This is a genomic window from Nocardioides sp. S5-5 (assembly GCF_054954065.1).
Genome location: NZ_CP199913.1, coordinates 2,941,821 through 2,957,617 on the forward strand (window position 1 = coordinate 2,941,821; position 15,797 = coordinate 2,957,617).

The 15,797-nt window shown below is 73.5% G+C and carries 17 protein-coding genes; 4 read left to right on the top strand and 13 right to left on the bottom strand.

Annotation, left to right across the window (positions count from 1 at the left end):
* Positions 1-15: 15 nt before the first annotated feature.
* Positions 16-1,476 carry an APC family permease gene (locus ACUP6Y_RS13905; RefSeq protein ID WP_462551325.1) on the bottom strand — a complete coding sequence of 487 codons (1,461 nt, stop codon included), beginning with the start codon at positions 1,474-1,476 and terminating at the stop codon, positions 16-18.
* Between the two features lie 107 nt (positions 1,477-1,583).
* Complete coding sequence (locus ACUP6Y_RS13910; RefSeq protein ID WP_462551326.1) at positions 1,584-2,612, bottom strand: 6-phosphofructokinase; 1,029 nt, start codon at positions 2,610-2,612, stop codon at positions 1,584-1,586.
* A gap of 36 nt (positions 2,613-2,648) precedes the next feature.
* On the opposite strand from ACUP6Y_RS13910, the gene ACUP6Y_RS13915 reads away from it, so the two are divergent.
* Complete coding sequence (locus tag ACUP6Y_RS13915; protein WP_462551327.1) at positions 2,649-3,467, top strand: DUF1028 domain-containing protein; 819 nt, start codon at positions 2,649-2,651, stop codon at positions 3,465-3,467.
* 30 nt (positions 3,468-3,497) lie between these two features.
* Here ACUP6Y_RS13915 and ACUP6Y_RS13920 read toward each other — a convergent pair whose 3' ends face one another.
* From ACUP6Y_RS13920 to ACUP6Y_RS13940, 5 genes are read right to left on the bottom strand one after another with little or no spacing between them, the layout of a single operon-like run.
* The gene (locus tag ACUP6Y_RS13920) at positions 3,498-4,388 is read right to left on the bottom strand and encodes a hypothetical protein (protein WP_462551328.1); all 891 of its coding nucleotides are present in this window, start codon (positions 4,386-4,388) and stop codon (positions 3,498-3,500) included.
* 28 nt (positions 4,389-4,416) lie between these two features.
* Positions 4,417-5,070 carry a response regulator gene (locus tag ACUP6Y_RS13925; RefSeq protein ID WP_462551329.1) on the bottom strand — a complete coding sequence of 218 codons (654 nt, stop codon included), beginning with the start codon at positions 5,068-5,070 and terminating at the stop codon, positions 4,417-4,419.
* Positions 5,071-5,080: 10 nt separating this feature from the next.
* Positions 5,081-5,593 (bottom strand): flavin reductase family protein, encoded by a 513-nt coding sequence (locus ACUP6Y_RS13930; protein ID WP_462551330.1) that lies wholly within the window; start codon positions 5,591-5,593, stop codon positions 5,081-5,083.
* On the bottom strand, positions 5,590-6,660 hold the full coding sequence (gene macS / locus ACUP6Y_RS13935) for a MacS family sensor histidine kinase (RefSeq protein ID WP_462551331.1): 1,071 nt from the start codon (positions 6,658-6,660) through the stop codon (positions 5,590-5,592). Before macS ends, ACUP6Y_RS13930 begins: the two co-directional genes overlap by 4 nt.
* A gap of 29 nt (positions 6,661-6,689) precedes the next feature.
* Positions 6,690-7,469: a lysophospholipid acyltransferase family protein gene (locus tag ACUP6Y_RS13940; protein WP_462551332.1), complete on the bottom strand. Its 780-nt coding sequence runs from the start codon at positions 7,467-7,469 to the stop codon at positions 6,690-6,692.
* Positions 7,470-7,501: 32 nt separating this feature from the next.
* Between ACUP6Y_RS13940 and ACUP6Y_RS13945 the strand changes: the two genes are divergently transcribed.
* Entirely contained in the window at positions 7,502-8,311 is an 810-nt protein-coding gene (locus tag ACUP6Y_RS13945; protein ID WP_462551333.1) for an alpha/beta hydrolase, read from the top strand.
* Positions 8,312-8,320: 9 nt separating this feature from the next.
* On the top strand, positions 8,321-8,767 hold the full coding sequence (locus tag ACUP6Y_RS13950) for a hypothetical protein (RefSeq protein WP_462551334.1): 447 nt from the start codon (positions 8,321-8,323) through the stop codon (positions 8,765-8,767).
* On the opposite strand, the gene ACUP6Y_RS13955 is transcribed toward ACUP6Y_RS13950, so the two are convergent.
* From ACUP6Y_RS13955 to ACUP6Y_RS13980, 6 genes are read right to left on the bottom strand one after another with little or no spacing between them, the layout of a single operon-like run.
* The gene (locus ACUP6Y_RS13955; RefSeq protein ID WP_462551335.1) at positions 8,715-9,968 is read right to left on the bottom strand and encodes a hypothetical protein; all 1,254 of its coding nucleotides are present in this window, start codon (positions 9,966-9,968) and stop codon (positions 8,715-8,717) included. The genes ACUP6Y_RS13950 and ACUP6Y_RS13955 overlap by 53 nt on opposite strands.
* On the bottom strand, positions 9,965-10,867 hold the full coding sequence (locus tag ACUP6Y_RS13960; protein WP_462551336.1) for an ROK family protein: 903 nt from the start codon (positions 10,865-10,867) through the stop codon (positions 9,965-9,967). Before ACUP6Y_RS13960 ends, ACUP6Y_RS13955 begins: the two co-directional genes overlap by 4 nt.
* Positions 10,867-11,814, bottom strand: a complete 948-nt coding sequence (locus tag ACUP6Y_RS13965; RefSeq protein ID WP_462551337.1) for an ROK family glucokinase — start codon at positions 11,812-11,814, stop codon at positions 10,867-10,869. Before ACUP6Y_RS13965 ends, ACUP6Y_RS13960 begins: the two co-directional genes overlap by 1 nt.
* Positions 11,811-12,230, bottom strand: coding sequence for a hypothetical protein (locus ACUP6Y_RS13970; RefSeq protein WP_462551338.1), 420 nt, complete (start codon positions 12,228-12,230; stop codon positions 11,811-11,813). Before ACUP6Y_RS13970 ends, ACUP6Y_RS13965 begins: the two co-directional genes overlap by 4 nt.
* A complete protein-coding gene (locus tag ACUP6Y_RS13975) occupies positions 12,227-13,414 on the bottom strand; it encodes an ArsA family ATPase (RefSeq protein WP_462551339.1) in 1,188 nt (395 codons plus the stop codon). Before ACUP6Y_RS13975 ends, ACUP6Y_RS13970 begins: the two co-directional genes overlap by 4 nt.
* Positions 13,415-13,429: 15 nt before the next feature.
* Positions 13,430-13,885, bottom strand: coding sequence for an SRPBCC family protein (locus ACUP6Y_RS13980; protein ID WP_462551340.1), 456 nt, complete (start codon positions 13,883-13,885; stop codon positions 13,430-13,432).
* Between the two features lie 41 nt (positions 13,886-13,926).
* Between ACUP6Y_RS13980 and ACUP6Y_RS13985 the strand changes: the two genes are divergently transcribed.
* Positions 13,927-15,717, top strand: a complete 1,791-nt coding sequence (locus ACUP6Y_RS13985) for an AMP-dependent synthetase/ligase (RefSeq protein WP_462551341.1) — start codon at positions 13,927-13,929, stop codon at positions 15,715-15,717.
* Positions 15,718-15,797 lie beyond the last annotated feature (80 nt).

The following is a 15,797-nucleotide window of genomic DNA, read 5'->3' on the forward strand; positions in this document are numbered from 1 at the left end:
GCTCAGCCGGGAGGCTCAGACCGGGTCGTCGCTCGGGTCGATGTCCATGTGCTCGATGTCGGCGAAGTGGCCGCCCTCCGGCTTGTAGAAGAGCCGGGTCAGCAGCCACAGCACGATGCCGAGGCCGAGGAGGCCGGCGGCGATCTTGTACTGGATCATGTCGGCCTCGAGCCGGGCCCACGGGCCGAGCAGGTAGGCGCACAGGACCGCGCCGATGATCGGCACCACCGTCGGGGCCCGGAAGGCGTGTGGCCGGCTCGGCTCGCGACGCAGGATCAGGCAGGCGATGTTGACGATGGTGAAGACCGCGAGGAGCAGCAGTGCCGTCGTACCGGACAGCGAGCCGACGATGGTGCTCTCCGAGCCGAGCCGGACGTAGGCGATCAGGGCGAAGGCGAGCAGGGTGGTGAAGGCGATCGCGACGTACGGCGAGCGGCGGCCCGGCAGCACCTTGCCGAGCACCGGCGGCAGCACCCGCTGCTGGGCCATGCCGTAGATCAGCCGGCTGGCCATCAGCATGTTGATCAGCGCTGTGTTGGCGACCGCGAACACCGTCATGAACGGGAAGAAGTCGTCGATCGGCAGGTCCGGGGCGCCGATCTTGACGACGTCGATGAGGATCCCCGCCTCGGCGTTGGTGGGCGCGCCGATCTTGTCGATGGGGATCACCGCGACGACGGAGACCGCGACCAGCATGTAGATGATCACCGCGATGCCGAGGCCGGTGAGCATCATCCGCGGGAAGATCCGCTCGGGGTCCTTGGTCTCCTCGACCATGTTGACCGAGTCCTCGAAGCCGACCATCGAGAAGAACGCGATGGCGGTCGCGACCGTGACCGCCATGAACAGGCCCTTGTCGTCGGGGCTCTCGAAGACGGTGATCCGGTCCAGGTTGCCGTCGCCCTTGCCGATCACCCAGATGCCGATCCCGATCACGATCGCCAGCGCGGCCATCTCGACCAGCGTGAGCACGACGTTGAACTTCACGCTCTCCCCCACGCCGCGCAGGTTGATCAGCGCGAGCAGCAGCATGAACGCCAGGGCCACGAACAGCACCAGGCCGTTGCCCGGGTCGTCGTTGCCGAGCCCGATCAGCAGGTTGGAGGCCAGCAGGCCCGAGGACGTCGAGGCGCTGGTGATCCCGGAGCACACGACCGTGAACGCGACCAGGAAGGTGACGAAGTGCAGCCCGAACGCCTTGTGGGCGTAGAGCGCCGCACCGGCCGCCTGTGGGTACTTCGTGACCAGCTCCAGATAGGAGAAGGCCGTCAGCGTGGCGATCGCGAACGCCACCAGGAACGGCAGCCACGCGATGCCGCCGACCTGCCCGGCGAGCCGCCCGGTGACGGCGTACACGCCCGCACCGAGAATGTCTCCGACGATGAACAGGAGCAGCAGCCCGGGCCCCAGGACCCGCCTCAGCTCCGGTTGGCCCTGCTGTCCCGGCGCCGCGGCGCCCGTGGTCTCCGTGGTCATGTGGTGTCGTCCCTTCCCCGAGTTGGAAGTACCGCTGTCTCACCTTCGCGCAGGGCGCGACGAAACGGAAGCATTTGCGGCCCGCGGCGGCATGTCGGCGGGCGAGATCAGCCGAAGAAGACCTGGGCCTCGGCGTACTCCGCCGGACTGACCAGCTTGAGCGCGCCGGTGCCCTCGACGAGCGGCACCCGCACGATGGAGGTGCCGCGCAGGGCCACCATCACGCCGTACTCGCCGTCGGCCACCGCGTCGACGGCCTGCAGTCCGAACCTGGTCGCCAGCCAGCGGTCGAACGCCGACGGGGTGCCGCCGCGCTGGATGTGGCCGAGGACGACGGCGCGCGCCTCCTTGCCGGTGCGCTGCTCGATCTCGTGGGCGAGGCGGTCACCGATGCCGCCGAGGCGGACGTGGCCGAAGGCGTCCCTCTCGCCGCTGACCAGGGTCATGCCGGTGCCGTCGGCGGGGACGGCACCCTCGGAGACCACGATGATCGGCGCGTACTCGCTGCGGAACCGGGTCTCGACGTGCGCGCAGACCGCCTCGATGTCGAACGGCACCTCGGGGATGAGCACGGCGCTGGCACCGCCCGCCAGGCCGGCGTGCAGCGCGATCCAGCCCGCGTGGCGGCCCATTACCTCGACCACGATGGCGCGGTGGTGGGACTCGGCGGTCGTGTGGAGCCGGTCGATGGCCTCGGTCGCGATGTTGACCGCCGTGTCGAAGCCGAAGGTGAAGTCGGTGCCGGACAGGTCGTTGTCGATCGTCTTGGGCACGCCGACGACCGCCACGCCCAGGTCCGCGAGCCTGGTCGCGACGCCGAGCGTGTCCTCGCCCCCGATCGCGACGAGGGCGTCGACTCCCGTGGCGGCGAGGTTCTCCCGGATCCGCTCGACCCCGCCCTCGACGGCGAACGGGTTGGTCCGCGAGGAGCCGAGGATGGTGCCGCCGCGCGGCAGGATGCCGCGGCACTGCTCGATCCCGAGCGGCATGGTCACGCCCTCGAGCGGGCCTCGCCAGCCGTCGCGGAAGCCGACGAACCCGAAGCCGTGCTCGTTCACCCCCTTGCGCACCACGGCCCGGATCACGGCATTGAGCCCCGGGCAGTCACCGCCTCCGGTCAGCACTCCGACGCGCATGGCTACCAACGTACGTCCGCACCTAGGCTCGGGGCCATGACCTTCTCGATCGTGGCCCGTTCCGCCGACGGCGAGACCTGGGGCGTCGCCGTCGCGTCCAGGTTCTTGGCGGTCGGCTCCGCGGTGCCGGCCGCCGTCGCCGGCGTCGGCGCGCTCGCGACCCAGGCCGACGCCAACGTCGCCTACAAGGGCCTCGCCCTCTCGCACCTCGACGAGGGCGCGACCGCGCCGGTCGCGCTGCAGCGGCTGCTCGAGGAGGACGAGGGTCGCGCGCACCGCCAGGTCGGCATCGTCGACCTCGACGGCACCGCCGCCTCCCACACCGGGGCCGAGTGCATCCCGTGGGCGGGTGGGCGCACGGGCGACGGCTACGCCATCCAGGGCAACTGCCTGGCAGGTGAGGAGGTCGTCGCGGCCATGGAGACGGCCTGGCTCGACAGCTCGCCGGACGCTGCCCTGCAGGACCGGCTGGTGAGCGCCCTCGCCGCCGGCGACGAGAGCGGCGGCGACCGCCGCGGCCGCCAGTCGGCCGCGATCCTCGTGGTCCGCGAGGGCGCCGGGTACGGCGGCCTCGACGACGTCGCGGTCGACCTGCGCGTCGACGACCACCCCGCGCCGATCGACGAGCTGGTCCGGCTGCTCGACCTCCACGACCTCTACCTGACCGCCTCGACCGACGACGAGAAGGTGGACGTCGACGCCGCTCTTCGAGAGGAGCTGGAAGCGTTCGCCGTCACCGCCGGGCACCGGGACTTCCACACCTGGGTCGGCACCGAGAACCACGAGATGCGCGTCGCCCCCGATCTCGCCTGGGTCGACCGGCGGGTGCTGGCGATCGTGCGTGGGGACGGCTGATCGCGCGGGCTGCTGCTGGGGCTCGTGGGATCAGCCGAGCCGGTCCAGGGCGGCTTGCGCCGCGTCCCGCTCGGCGGTGGCGGTGCGCAGGTCGGCGCCGGTGCCGTCGCGGACCTCCTCCGCCTCGGCCAGCTCCTCCTCCAGCGCGTCGGCCTGCTCCTCGAGATCGGCGAGCCGGCGGCGCAGCTCGTCGGTCTCGGCCTCCAGCTGCAACGAGCGCGCGGAGAGCCGGACGACCTCGCCGGACGCGTCGTCGTGGGCGGCCCGGGCGGCGTCGTACTCCTCCTCGGCGGCGGTCAGCCGCTCCTGCGCTGCGGCGATCGCCTTGGCCGCCTTGTCCGGGTCGGGTACGACGTGCAGGTCGGGCGGGCCCGGACGCGGGGCCTCGCGCGGGGTGGCGCTGAAGCCCAGCGCCTCGGGGACGGCGACCGCGCCGGCGAGGTCGTCGGGCTCCATCGGCTCGAGGCCGGTGGTGCGCAGCGCGCTGACGAGCAGGCCGCTGCGTACGGCGCGGCCGCACTCGGCGTCGACCATCGCGGCGGTGAGGGTGGCCTCGATCTGCTCGGCGACCGCCTCGGTGACCCGCACGCCCTCCTCCGCGGCGATCCGGCGGGCCTGGGTGGTGACGGCGGCGGTGACCTGGCGGCGCTGTCTGGTCAGCGCCCGCAGCTCGCCGGCCGACATCGCCTGCTGGGCCTCGCGCAGCGCGGCCCCGACGCTGAGCACCTGGTCGACCTGGGCCGCCTCGCGCCGGACCAGCAGGTCGACGACCCAGGCGGCGGTGCTGGGCTTGCGCAGGGCCTTGACCCGAGCGGCGAGCGGGGTGCCCTTGAGCGCCTTGGCCCGCGCGTCGCGCGCCGGCGTGAACTCCGGCAGGGGCAGGGCGTAGAGCTCGTCGGCGATCTCCAGCAGGTCAGCCACGCTCGGAGTCTCCGCCATGCCGCTGCGCTCAGTCCTCGTCCTGGTCGAGGCCGTGCTCGATGACGTACCGCGTGAGCTCGACCCGGTTGTGCATCTGCAGCTTGCGCAGCGAGTTCTGCACGTGGTTCTGCGCGGTGCGGTGCGAGATCACCAGCCGCTCGGCGATGTCCTTGTACGACATCCCCTTCGCGACCATCCGCAGGATCTCGGTCTCCCGGTCGGTCAGCCGCTCGCCGGGCGGGGTGGCCGGCTCGTTCATCCGCCGGAACTCCCCCAGCACCAGCGCCGCCAGGCCGGGCGTGAAGACGGTGTCCCCCCTCGCGACCCGGCGTACGGCGCTCAGCAGGTCCTCGCGCGAGGCGGACTTGACCAGGTATCCGGTCGCACCGGCCTTCACCGCCGCGAGCACGTCGTCCTGCTCGCCGGACGCCGAGAGGATGAGCACCCGCGAGGACGGCTCGGCGGCCAAGACCTGCGCGGTCACCTCGACGCCGCTGGGCTCGGGGATCTGCAGGTCGAGGACGACCACCTGCGGCCGACTCGCCTGGAACCGGGCGAGCGCCTCGGCACCCGTCGCCGCCACGGCGACCACGTCGAAGCCGGCGGCCTGCAGGTCGCGCTCGACGGCGTCGCGCCACATCGGGTGGTCGTCGACGACCATCACCCGGATCGGGTCCGTCATGAGCAGCACCCTAGTCCGAAGGGACCCGGAGGAAGCGGCCACGGCGGTGGAGCAGCGGGTCGTCCCCGTCACCGACCTCGACCCGCTCGAGGACCGCGGTGACCTCGACCGACCAGCCGACCTCGCGCTCCTCCACCAGCCGGACGCCGGCCCAGGTGGTGGCGGAGGCGAGCCGGGGGCCGTGCGCCTCGGCGACGAAGGCGGCCTGGCGGAACGGGCCGCCGGGGGCGGGCGCCGTACCGGCGAAGGCCTCGGCGAGCTGCCGGTCGGCCCAGGTCAGCGGCTGGACGACGCCCTGCCCCGAGGCGCGCAGCACGCCCAGCAGGTCGGAGTCGGGGTCGAGCAGCGCGAGCACCGCCGGGGACGGGCCGAGGGCGACCATGAGCGAGGTGACGGTGAGGCCGGCCCGGTCGTGCTCGTCGCCCGCGGTCCACAGCGTCACGGCGCCGCCCATCCGGCCGCGGAAGCGCCGCGCGGGGTCGGGGTCGGCATCGGCGAACGGGTGCGTGCTGTGGATGGTCATCGAGCCTCCCGCGGTACGACGAAGGTCCATTCGGTCCCGTAGGAGCCGGTGTCGAGCGTGGCGGTCCCGCCGAGATCGCGGATCCGGCCCCGGATCGACTCGACGACCCCGAGCCGGCCCTCCTGCTCGGCGGCGTCGAGCCGGCCGGGGGCGATGCCGGGGCCGTCGTCGCGCACACTCACCTCGACCCGGTCGCCGAGGTCCTCGACGAGCACCCACGTCCGGGCGTCCGGGCCGGCGTGGCGCACGACGTTGTCGAGGCAGGCGCGGACCACGGCCACCAGCTCGGTGATGGTGGGGGCGGGCAGCACGACGGCGCCCGGGGGCAGGCCCACCTCGGTGCCGGGACGCGAGCCCAGCACGCCCAGCGCCCGCGCCAGGTCGGCCTGCCCGCCATCGCTCTGTGGGGCCCCGGTGAGCGCGTCCTGCGAGCGGATCAGGGTGCGCAGCGCCTGCTCCTGGGCGCCGGCCGCGCGGCCGAGCTCGCCGCCCTGGCGCTGGACCAGGGCCAGCACCTGCAGTACGCCGTCGTGGACGGCGCGGGCCAGCCGGGCCCGCTCCGCGGCGGCGGCCGCCTCACGTTGGGCCACGTCGCGCTCGGCGGCCATCGCCTTGAGCGACTCGCACACGAAGCCCACCATCGAGCCGCCGAGGAGGACGAGGAAGACGTTGCCCCAGTCCTTCTGGGCGACGTGCGCGCGGGTCAGCAGGTCGACCGCGCCGAGCAGCACGGCGGCGGCCGTGCCACCGCGCCAGCCGAAGCGCACCGCCCACGCCAGCAGCGCGCCGACGATCCAGTAGCCGGGGATGGTCGCCTGGAACCACGGCCCCTTGACGACCGGCGTGGCGAGCAGCAGCCCGACCGCGAGGGCGAGGTCGGCCAGCAGCACGGCCGGGACCCGCCGCTCGGGGGCGGCGTACACGACGGTCGCGGCGAGGGTCGCGACCACCATCACCGCGACGCACACCCACCCGAGGACCGGGTGGTCGAAGTTGCTGCGGTAGGCGTTGAGGACGACGGCGTAGCCGAGCACCACGACCCGCAGCACCGCCAGGGCCCGGAACATCCGGTCCTCGACGGCCAGCGCGGCGTGGTTCAGGACGCGAGCCTGCGCTGCTCGCCGCCGTCGGCCTTGCCGTCCTTGCGGGACTCGGCCTTGGCGCGGGTGGCGTACATGTCGACGTACTCCTGCTGGGAGAGCCGCATGATCTCGTACATGATCTCGTCGGTGATCGAGCGCAGGATGAAGCGGTCGTTCTCCATGCCGGCGTAGCGCGAGAAGTCGAGCGGCTTGCCGAAGCGCACGGTCGGGCGCGTGATCCGGCCGAACTTCTTGCCCGGGGGCGCCACCAGGTCGGTGCCGACGACGGCGACCGGGATGACGGGGACGCCGGTCTCCAGCGTCAGCCGCGCGATGCCCGTCTTGCCGCGGTACAGCCGGCCGTCGTGGGAGCGAGTGCCCTCGGGGTAGATGCCGAACAGCTCGCCCTCGGCCAGCACCCGCTTGGCGGACACCAGCGCGCCGGAGGCGGCGTCACCGCTGGTGCGGTCGATCGGGATGTTGCCGGTGCCGCTGAAGAAGTTCTTCTGCAGCCAGCCCTTGATGCCGGGCGAGGTGAAGTACTCCGCCTTCGCGACGAAGCGCACCATCCGCGGGATCACCAGCGGCATGAACAGCCAGTCGGCATAGGAGAGATGGTTGCTGGCGAGGATCGCCGGCCCCGTGGCGGGAACGTTCTCGACGCCCTCGGCCCGCGGGCGGAAGACGACCTTGAGCAGCGGCCCGAGGGCGACGAACTTCAGGAACCAGTAGAACAACGTCTTCGGACCTTTCCCCAGGGACCTGGCGCCCGCCCGGACCGACGCCACTGCCACGGATCCTAGTGGGTCTGCGGCACAATCCCGTCATGCCTCCGAGCACCCCGGCCCCCGAGACCGACCAGACCGCCCCGCTGACCATCGCGGCCCGTCCGGAGCTGACGGGCGGACGCCGGATCGGCGTGCTGCTCAGCCACGGCTTCACCGGCTCGCCGGCCTCGATGCGGCCGTGGGGCGAGCACCTCGGCGCACTCGGGTACGGCGTCGCCGTACCTCTGCTCCCGGGGCACGGCACCACCTGGCGCGACCTCGACACCCACCGCTGGCCGGACTGGTACGCCGCGCTCACCTCCGCCTTCGACGCCCTGCGGGCCGAGCACGACGCGGTCGTGGTCGGCGGGCTGTCGATGGGCGGCGCGCTGGTGCTGCGGCTGGCCGCGGACCGGCCCGACGAGGTCGCCGGCATCGTGGTCGTCAACCCGGCGGTCGCCACGAAGCGGCTCGACGTGAGGCTGCTGCCGGTGCTCAAGCACCTGGTGCCGTCGTTCCCGGCCATCGCCAACGACATCAAGAAGCCGGGCGGCGACGAGAACGGCTACGACCGCACCCCGCTCAAGGCGATCCACTCGTTGATCCGGGCCTGGCCCGCGCTGCGCGCCGACCTGCCACGGATCACCGCTCCCCTGCTCTACCTCCGCTCCGCCGACGACCACGTCGTCGACGAGGCCTCCGAGCCGCTGGTGCTCGGCGGCATCTCCTCGACCGACGTCACCCGGGTCGCGCTGCCCGACAGCTTCCACGTCGCCACGCTCGACAACGATGCCCCGACGATCTTCGAGGAGTCGGCGGCGTTCGTCGCGCGGGTCGCTGGAGCGCAGCCACCGATCGTCGGGGCGTAGCCTGAGGGCGTGCAACGGGACGACCCGGACTACGACGACGCCGCCTGGCAGGCGATCGTCGACAACTACGGCGAGCGCGTCGAGCTCGAGACGCCCGACGAGGACGAGGACGAGGACGGGTACGACCCCGGTCCCGCACCCGAGGCGGGGGCCGAGGACGATCGCTACGACGACCCCTACGACGACGCGTACGACGAGATCGACCTCGTCGACGACGACCGGTTCGTGCCCGACCAGGCACCGCCGGTGCCCGTGCCGCCGGCCGACCGGCTGCTCGCGTGGCTGGGCGTGTTCGGCTCGCCGACGGTGCTGCTGGTCTTCCTGGTCCTCGGGATCGGCATGCCGGCCTGGCTGGGCTGGCTGCTCGTGGGCGGCTTCGTGGGCGGCTTCTGCTATCTGGTGATCAGGACGCCGGGCTCGCCGCGCGATCCCTGGGACGACGGGGCACGCATCTGATCGCGTCCCACGCGGCGACGAGCGCGGACACGCACAGGCCGGCGAGGAGCAGGTTGCGCAGCGCGAGCACCGCGACCGTGGCGACGCTGGCGCCGTCGTGCCGCAGGAGCGCGCCGTAGGCGTGCGGGAAGACGACGTGGGACAGCGCCGCGGCGAGCAGCAGCCCGACGGTCCAGCGGACCAGCCGGCGGTGGTCGTCGCCGTCGAGGAGGGCCAGTCCGGCGCAGGCGGCGGGGAGCAGCCAGAGCAGGTACTGCGGGCTGAGCACCTTGCTGCTGACGACGAAGGCACTGATCGCGCCGAGGGTGAGCCAGACGACGGCGGGCAGCCCGGTACGGGCGTCGGGCAGCCGCAGCCAGGCCAGTGCCCACAAGGCGACCAGCGCGAGGACGAGCAGTGCGGTGACGACGGCCGAGACCGCGAGGAGGGCATCGGTCCACGGGCCCTCGATCTCCCAGGCCAGCGAGCGGGCGAAGAAGATCCGGTGGTCGCCGGGGTCGAGCGCCCAGCGCACCACGGCCGGCGTCGCGGCCACCGACTCCAGCTGCAGGCCCCGGTCGCCCTGGTACGACAGCGGGGAGAGGATCCGGTCCCAGCCGCCGACGGCGACGGACACCGCCAGGAGCCCGATGCCGGCCAGGGCACCGGAGGCGACGACCCGGACTCGGCCCGCCGCCGGGGCGGCGAGTCCCGGGAGGACCAGGGCCGGGCTGTACTTGAGCCCGGTGGCCAGCACGGCCAGGACGGCGGCGAGGCGAGGCGAGGCGACCAGGTGGAGCAGGGCGAGCGCGACGAGGACGCCGGGCAGCAGGTCGAACCGGGCGTAGCTGATCGCCCCCAGGGCCGGCGTGGCCGCGAGCCACGCCCAGATCGCCGTCGGCGCACGGGTCCGGCCGAGCAGGGCATGCAGGAAGCCGGCGTCCAGCGCGACGACGAGGACCAGGACGACCGCCTGGTAGGAGTCGGTCGGCCCGGCCAGCGAGAGCAGGCCGTAGGGCGCGGCCAGCACCAGGAAGGCCGGCAGCGGGTACTCCGCCAGGGTGTCGCCGACGCCGGCGGTCCCGAGGTCGTCGAGGCTGTAGCGGTAGTAGTTGAGATCGGTGAACGAGCCGGACTCCCCGGTCGCCAGGAGCGCGACGAGGACCAGCCGGGTCAGCGCCCACAGCGCCCACACGCGCACCCGGTCCGGCGCGCCGGTCACGGCCGGTCGTCCCGGGCGAGCAGCGCGGCGCCGATCGCCCCGGCCTCCGGGCCGAGCTGCGCCGGCACCAGGTCGGGTACGGCGCGGTAGGCGGTGCCTTGCAGCGAGCCGGCGAGCGCGGCGCGGGCCGGGCCGAGCAGCAGCTCGCCCACCGCGGACACGCCGCCGCCGACGACCACCAGCTCGGGGTCGAACGCCGAGACCAGCCCTGCCGCGCCCACGCCCAGCCAGGTGCCGACCGACCCGAACGAGCTCAGCGCGACCCGGTCGCCGGCCCGGGCTAGGGCGGTGACCTCGGGTCCGTCGAGGTGACGGCCCAGCGCGACCCGGGTCACCCGCTCGAGGGCGCGGCCGCTGCAGTACTGCTCCCAGCAGCCACGCAGGCCGCACTCGCAGGCCAGGCCGCCGGGGACGACCTGCATGTGCCCGAACTCCCCCGCCAGGCCGTGCGCCCCGCGCACCACCCGGCCGTCGAGGACGACCGCGCCGCCGATGCCGGTGCCGATGGTGATGAGCAGCGCCGAGCGGGACCCACGCGCGGCACCCCCGACCAGCTCGGCGTGGGCCGCGCAGTTGGCGTCGTTGTCGAGGACGACGGGCAGTCCGGTGCGCTCGGCGAGCGCACGACGCACCGGCGCGTCGCGCCACGGCAGGTGCGCGCCGAACAGGAACCGCTCCCCCGCCGCGTCGACCAGGCCGGCGGCCGAGACGCCGAGCGCGCGGGGCTCCCGGCCGGCGTACACGTCGCGGGCGGCGAGGGCGACCGCCTCCTCGACCTCCTCGGCGCCCGCCGCACGGCCCGGCATCGGCCGGGTGGCGCTCGCCTCGACCGTGCCGGCGGCGTCGATGCGGACAGCGAGCACCTTGGTGCCGCCGACGTCGACGCCGACCCAGGTCATCAACCGCGGGCCAGATCCGCGGCGCCGACGACGCCGGCGCGGTTGCCCATCGCGGCCAGCCGGATCTCGGCCTCGGGCCGGAACCCCCGGCCGGTGAGCTCACGCTCGAAGGCGGTCCGGATCGAGTCGAGCAGCAGCTCCCGGGCCTCGCTGACCCCGCCACCGATCACCACGACCCCGGGGTCGAGCACCGCGGCCAGGGACGCGATCCCCTGGCCGAGCGCGTCGCCGAGCATCGCGAGCCGGCCGACGGCGAAGGCGTCACCGTCCTGCGCGGCCGCCGTGATCAGCGGCCCGTCGATCGCCTCGACGTCCCCGCCTGCCCGCGCGAGCAGCCCGCTGGCCGCGGCCGGGTCGGCGAGCACGGCCTCGCGGGTGTCGCGCACGAGTGCGGAGCCGCTGGCGTACTGCTCCAGGCAGCCGTGGTTCCCGCAACCGCACAGGCGTCCGTCGGGCACCAGACGCAGGTGGCCGATCTCCCCGGCGACGCCGTGGGCGCCGCGCAGCAGCCGGCCGTCGGCGATCACGCCGCCACCCACGCCGGTGCCGACGGTCACCATCAGCTGGTCGTCATGGTCGCGGCCGGCGCCGTACCGGAACTCGCCCCAGGCCGCGACGTTGCCGTCGTTCTCGACGACGACCGGCAGCCCCACCAGCCGGCCGAGGTCGGCGCCGAGCGGCTCGTTGCGCCAGGCGATGTTGGGGGCGAAGAGCACGGTGGAGCGGTCGGAGGCGATGTAGCCGGCGGCGCCGACGCCGACGGCGGTCACCGGGTGCTCGGCGACCAGCTGGGCGACCAGGCCCGCGACCGCGGTCTCGATGGCGGCCGGGTCGGTCGCGGGCGAGACCACCCGCGCCTCGGCCAGCACGGCGCCGTCCTCGTCGACCACCGCGCCGGCGATCTTGGTGCCGCCGATGTCGATGCCACAGGTCAGGCTGCCGGTCACGGCGTCGGCTCCTCGGGGTCGTCGAGGTCGATCCGCTGCACCTCGGAGGCCCGGGCCGGACCCTGGTCCGGCGTCTCCATCAGCTTCGCCGCCGCCTGCAGCAGCGAGGAGGCGGCCACCATGAGGTGCGCCTTGACCTCCGGAGAGGTCTGCCGCACGGCGTGGACGACGCGGCACACCGGGCAGTACCTGCACTCGACGGCATCGGTCGCGACGTGCTCGCCGACCTCGTGCGCCATGGCCGCGGCCTGACCGGCCAGGTCGCCGATGCCGCCGGCGGCATCGCCGGTGTGCTGGCGGGCCAGGTCGGCGAAGGCGCCCAGGAGCTTCATCGCCTCCTCACCGACGCTGCCGATGTCGTCGGGCCTCTCGCCCCGGTGCCTGTCGTCGGTCTTGTCGTCGGACTCGTCGGTCATCGGGCCTCCACCGGATCGGGCTCGGTGAACCGGACCCGGAGCTCGCCCTCGACCACGCTCGCGCCCGCCACCCGCAGCCGGGCGAGGCCGGGCGGCAGGGTCAGCAGGCGGCGGTACGAGCCGACGGTCATCACGAGCTCGTCGCCGTTGCGGGCCAGGTCGACCTCCGAGCGGGTCACGAACGGAAGGGACAGCTGGGCGACGGCACCCCCGTCGTCGCCGCGGGAGACCCGGAACGGGCCCTCCCCCGCGGGTGCGGCGAGTGGGTCCGCGGCGTCGTACAGGTCAGCGGCGAGGGCGCTCAGGGCAGGCACCCCGACCGGCTCGGCGGCCTGGTACTCCGAGATCCACACCGGCAGCCCGCCGAAGGACTGGGCCACCTCGCGCAGCACACCCGCCTGGGCCGCCACCCAGCCGGCCCGCCACGGGTCGTCGTCACCGGCGGGGAACACCCGGTTGGCGACGACCCCGTCGACGCGGTACCCGAACAGGCACAGGCTGGTGTAGGCCCGGCGCGCCTCCGCGAGGACGACCTGCTCGGGTGTGAGGACCAGCCGCACCGTGCTCTCCGGACCGGACAGCAGCGCGTGGACGTCGTCGAGCTCGCCGTGCAGGCGGGTGATCGCGTCGAAGACGGCGTCGCCCGGCATCGGCACGCCCGCGGCCCGGTTGAGCACCGGCCGCAGCGCCTTGACCAGCCGACGCTGGATCGGCAGCAGCCGCTCGAGATACCAGCCCAGCGCCTCCGGCAGCGCCAGCAGACGCAGCGTCTCGGCGGTCGGCGCGCAGTCGACGACGATCACGTCCCAGGCACCGGAGCGGGCGTGCTGGCGCAGCTCCAGCAGCGCGAGCACCTCCTCCGCGCCGGGGATCACGGTCATCTCCTCGGCCGCGACCGGGTCCATGCCGACGGCGTCGAGGACGGAGAGAAGGTAGCGCTGGATGTCGGCCCAGGACTGCTCGAAGCGGAGCTGGGCGTCGACCTGCTGGAGATGGAGCCCGGGCGCCACCTCGGTCGGCTCGGCTCCGGTGGGCTCGGCGCCACACGCGTCGGCCAGGGAGTGCGCGGCGTCCGTCGAGATCACCAGGGTGCGCAGGCCCCGCGCCGCGGCGAGCGCGGCCGTGCCGGCGGCCACGGTGGACTTGCCGACACCGCCCTTGCCGGTGAAGAGAACGATCCGCACGGCTCGAGCAGACCCTCAGGCGCCGGACTCGACGCGCTTCTTCAGGCCTTTGAGCGCGGTGTCGATGAGGATCTTCTCGCCCTTGCGCTTGAGCATGCCGATCAGCGGGATGGAGACGTCGAGCGCCAGCCGGTAGGTCACCTCGGTCGAGCCGCCGGTCTCCCGCAGCACGTAGGCACCCTCGAGCGCCTTGAGCATCTTGCCCTCGACGAGGGTCCAGGTGACCTGGCGGTCGCCGTCCCACAGGTAGGACAGCGTGTACTCGTCCTTGATCGGGGAGACGTCGAGCGCGAAGAACACCTCGCGGGCCCGGCCGTCCTGCGTCGGGTCGGACGCGTCGTACGACGAGCGCACGTCGGCCACGGTGACGCCCTTGGCCCACTGGGGGTAGGCCGCGAAGTCGGCGATGACGGCCATCACCTCCGCGGCAGGGGCGTCGACGACGATCGACGAGGACGTCTGTTCGGCCATGGCCGGAAGGCTACCGGACCCGGCGGCGGTAACCTTCGCTGGTGCGCGAGTACTCCACCCCGCAGACCGTCGAGATCCCGCAGACGGGCAACCTCACCGACGACGTGGTCCGCAACGCGGCCGAGGCGCCGCAGGCCGTCCAGTTCAGCCGCGCGAACGCCGACGGAGGCTGGGACGACGTGTCCTGCGCCACCTTCCTCGCCGAGGTCTCCGCGGTCGCGAAGGGCTTGCTGGCGGCGGGCGTCCAGGCCGGCGACCGGGTGGCCGTGATCTCGCGCACCCGCTACGAGTGGACCCTGCTCGACTACGCGATCTGGTTCGCGGGCGCGGCGACCGTGCCGATCTACGAGTCCTCCTCCGAGGAGCAGGTCAACTGGATCCTGTCGGACTCCGGCGCCCGCGCGGTGGTCTGCGAGGACGCCGGCCACCGCGGTCGGGTCGAGGCCACCCGCGCCACGCTGCCCGCGCTGGAGCATCTGTGGACCATCGAGGACGGCGCGATCGCGACCCTGACCGAGCTCGGCAAGGACGTCGGCGACGCCGACCTGGAGACCCGTCGGCAGGCGGCCGGGCCGGCCGACCTCGCGACGCTGATCTACACCTCGGGCACGACCGGGCGCCCCAAGGGCTGCATGCTCACCCACGACAACTTCCAGACCGAGCTCGGCGTCGCGGTGGCCGAGCTGGAGCGACTCTTCGACGCCGAGGGCGCCTCGACGCTGCTGTTCTTGCCGCTGGCCCACGTGTTCGCCCGGATCATCCAGGTGGGCTGCGTGAAGTCGCGGACCCGGCTGGGCCACAGCGCCGACATCAAGAACCTGCTGCCGCAGCTGGCGACCTTCCAGCCGACCTTCATCCTCGCCGTCCCCCGCGTCTTCGAGAAGGTCTTCAACACCGCGTCCCAGAAGGCCACGGCCGACGGCAAGGGCAAGATCTTCGACCGGGCCGCGGAGACGGCGATCGCCTACTCCCGCGCACTCGAGGGCGGGCGGGTGCCGATCCGGGTGCGGGCCCAACACGCCCTGTTCTCGCGCCTGGTCTACGGCAGGCTGCGCGCCGCCCTCGGTGGCCGGTGCGAGTACGCCGTCTCGGGCGGGGCGCCGCTGGGCGACCGGCTGGGCCACTTCTACCGCGGCATCGGGGTGACCGTGCTCGAGGGCTACGGCCTCACCGAGACCACCGCGGCGCTGACGGTGAACCTCCCCGACGCCCAGAAGGTCGGCACCGTGGGGCGCCCGATCCCCGGCACCGCCGTACGGATCGCCGACGACGGCGAGCTGCTGTTCCGCGGGGGCCAGGTCTTCACCGGCTACTGGAACAACCCCGACGCCACGACGGAGGCGATCGACGCCGACGGCTGGTTCCACACCGGCGACGTCGGCGAGGTCGACGACGAGGGCTTCGTGCGGATCACCGGGCGCAAGAAGGAGATCCTGGTGACCGCGGGCGGCAAGAACGTGGCACCCGCGGTCCTCGAGGACCGGGTCCGGGCCTCGGCCCTGGTCAGCCAGTGCCTGGTGGTCGGCGACGGCCAGCCGTTCATCGCCGCGCTGGTCACCATCGACGAGGAGGCCTTCCCCGCCTGGGCCGAGCAGCACGGCAAGACCGGCAAGGTCGCCGACCTGGTCGACGACGAGGACCTGCGCGCCGCGGTCCAGGCCGCGGTCGACGAGGCCAACAAGGCGGTCTCGAAGGCCGAGTCGATCAGGAAGTTCGCGATCCTGCCGGCGGACTGGACCGAGGAGGCCGGCCAGGTGACGCCCAGCCTCAAGCTCAAGCGCAACGTCGTGATGCGCGAGTGCCGCGACGAGATCGCCGCGCTCTACTCCTGATCGCCCTCACCCGACGGGTGCTTGGGCGGGACATAGTCCCAACGGGCCATCCACCGGGTTGCGATCGGGCATCATTCTCC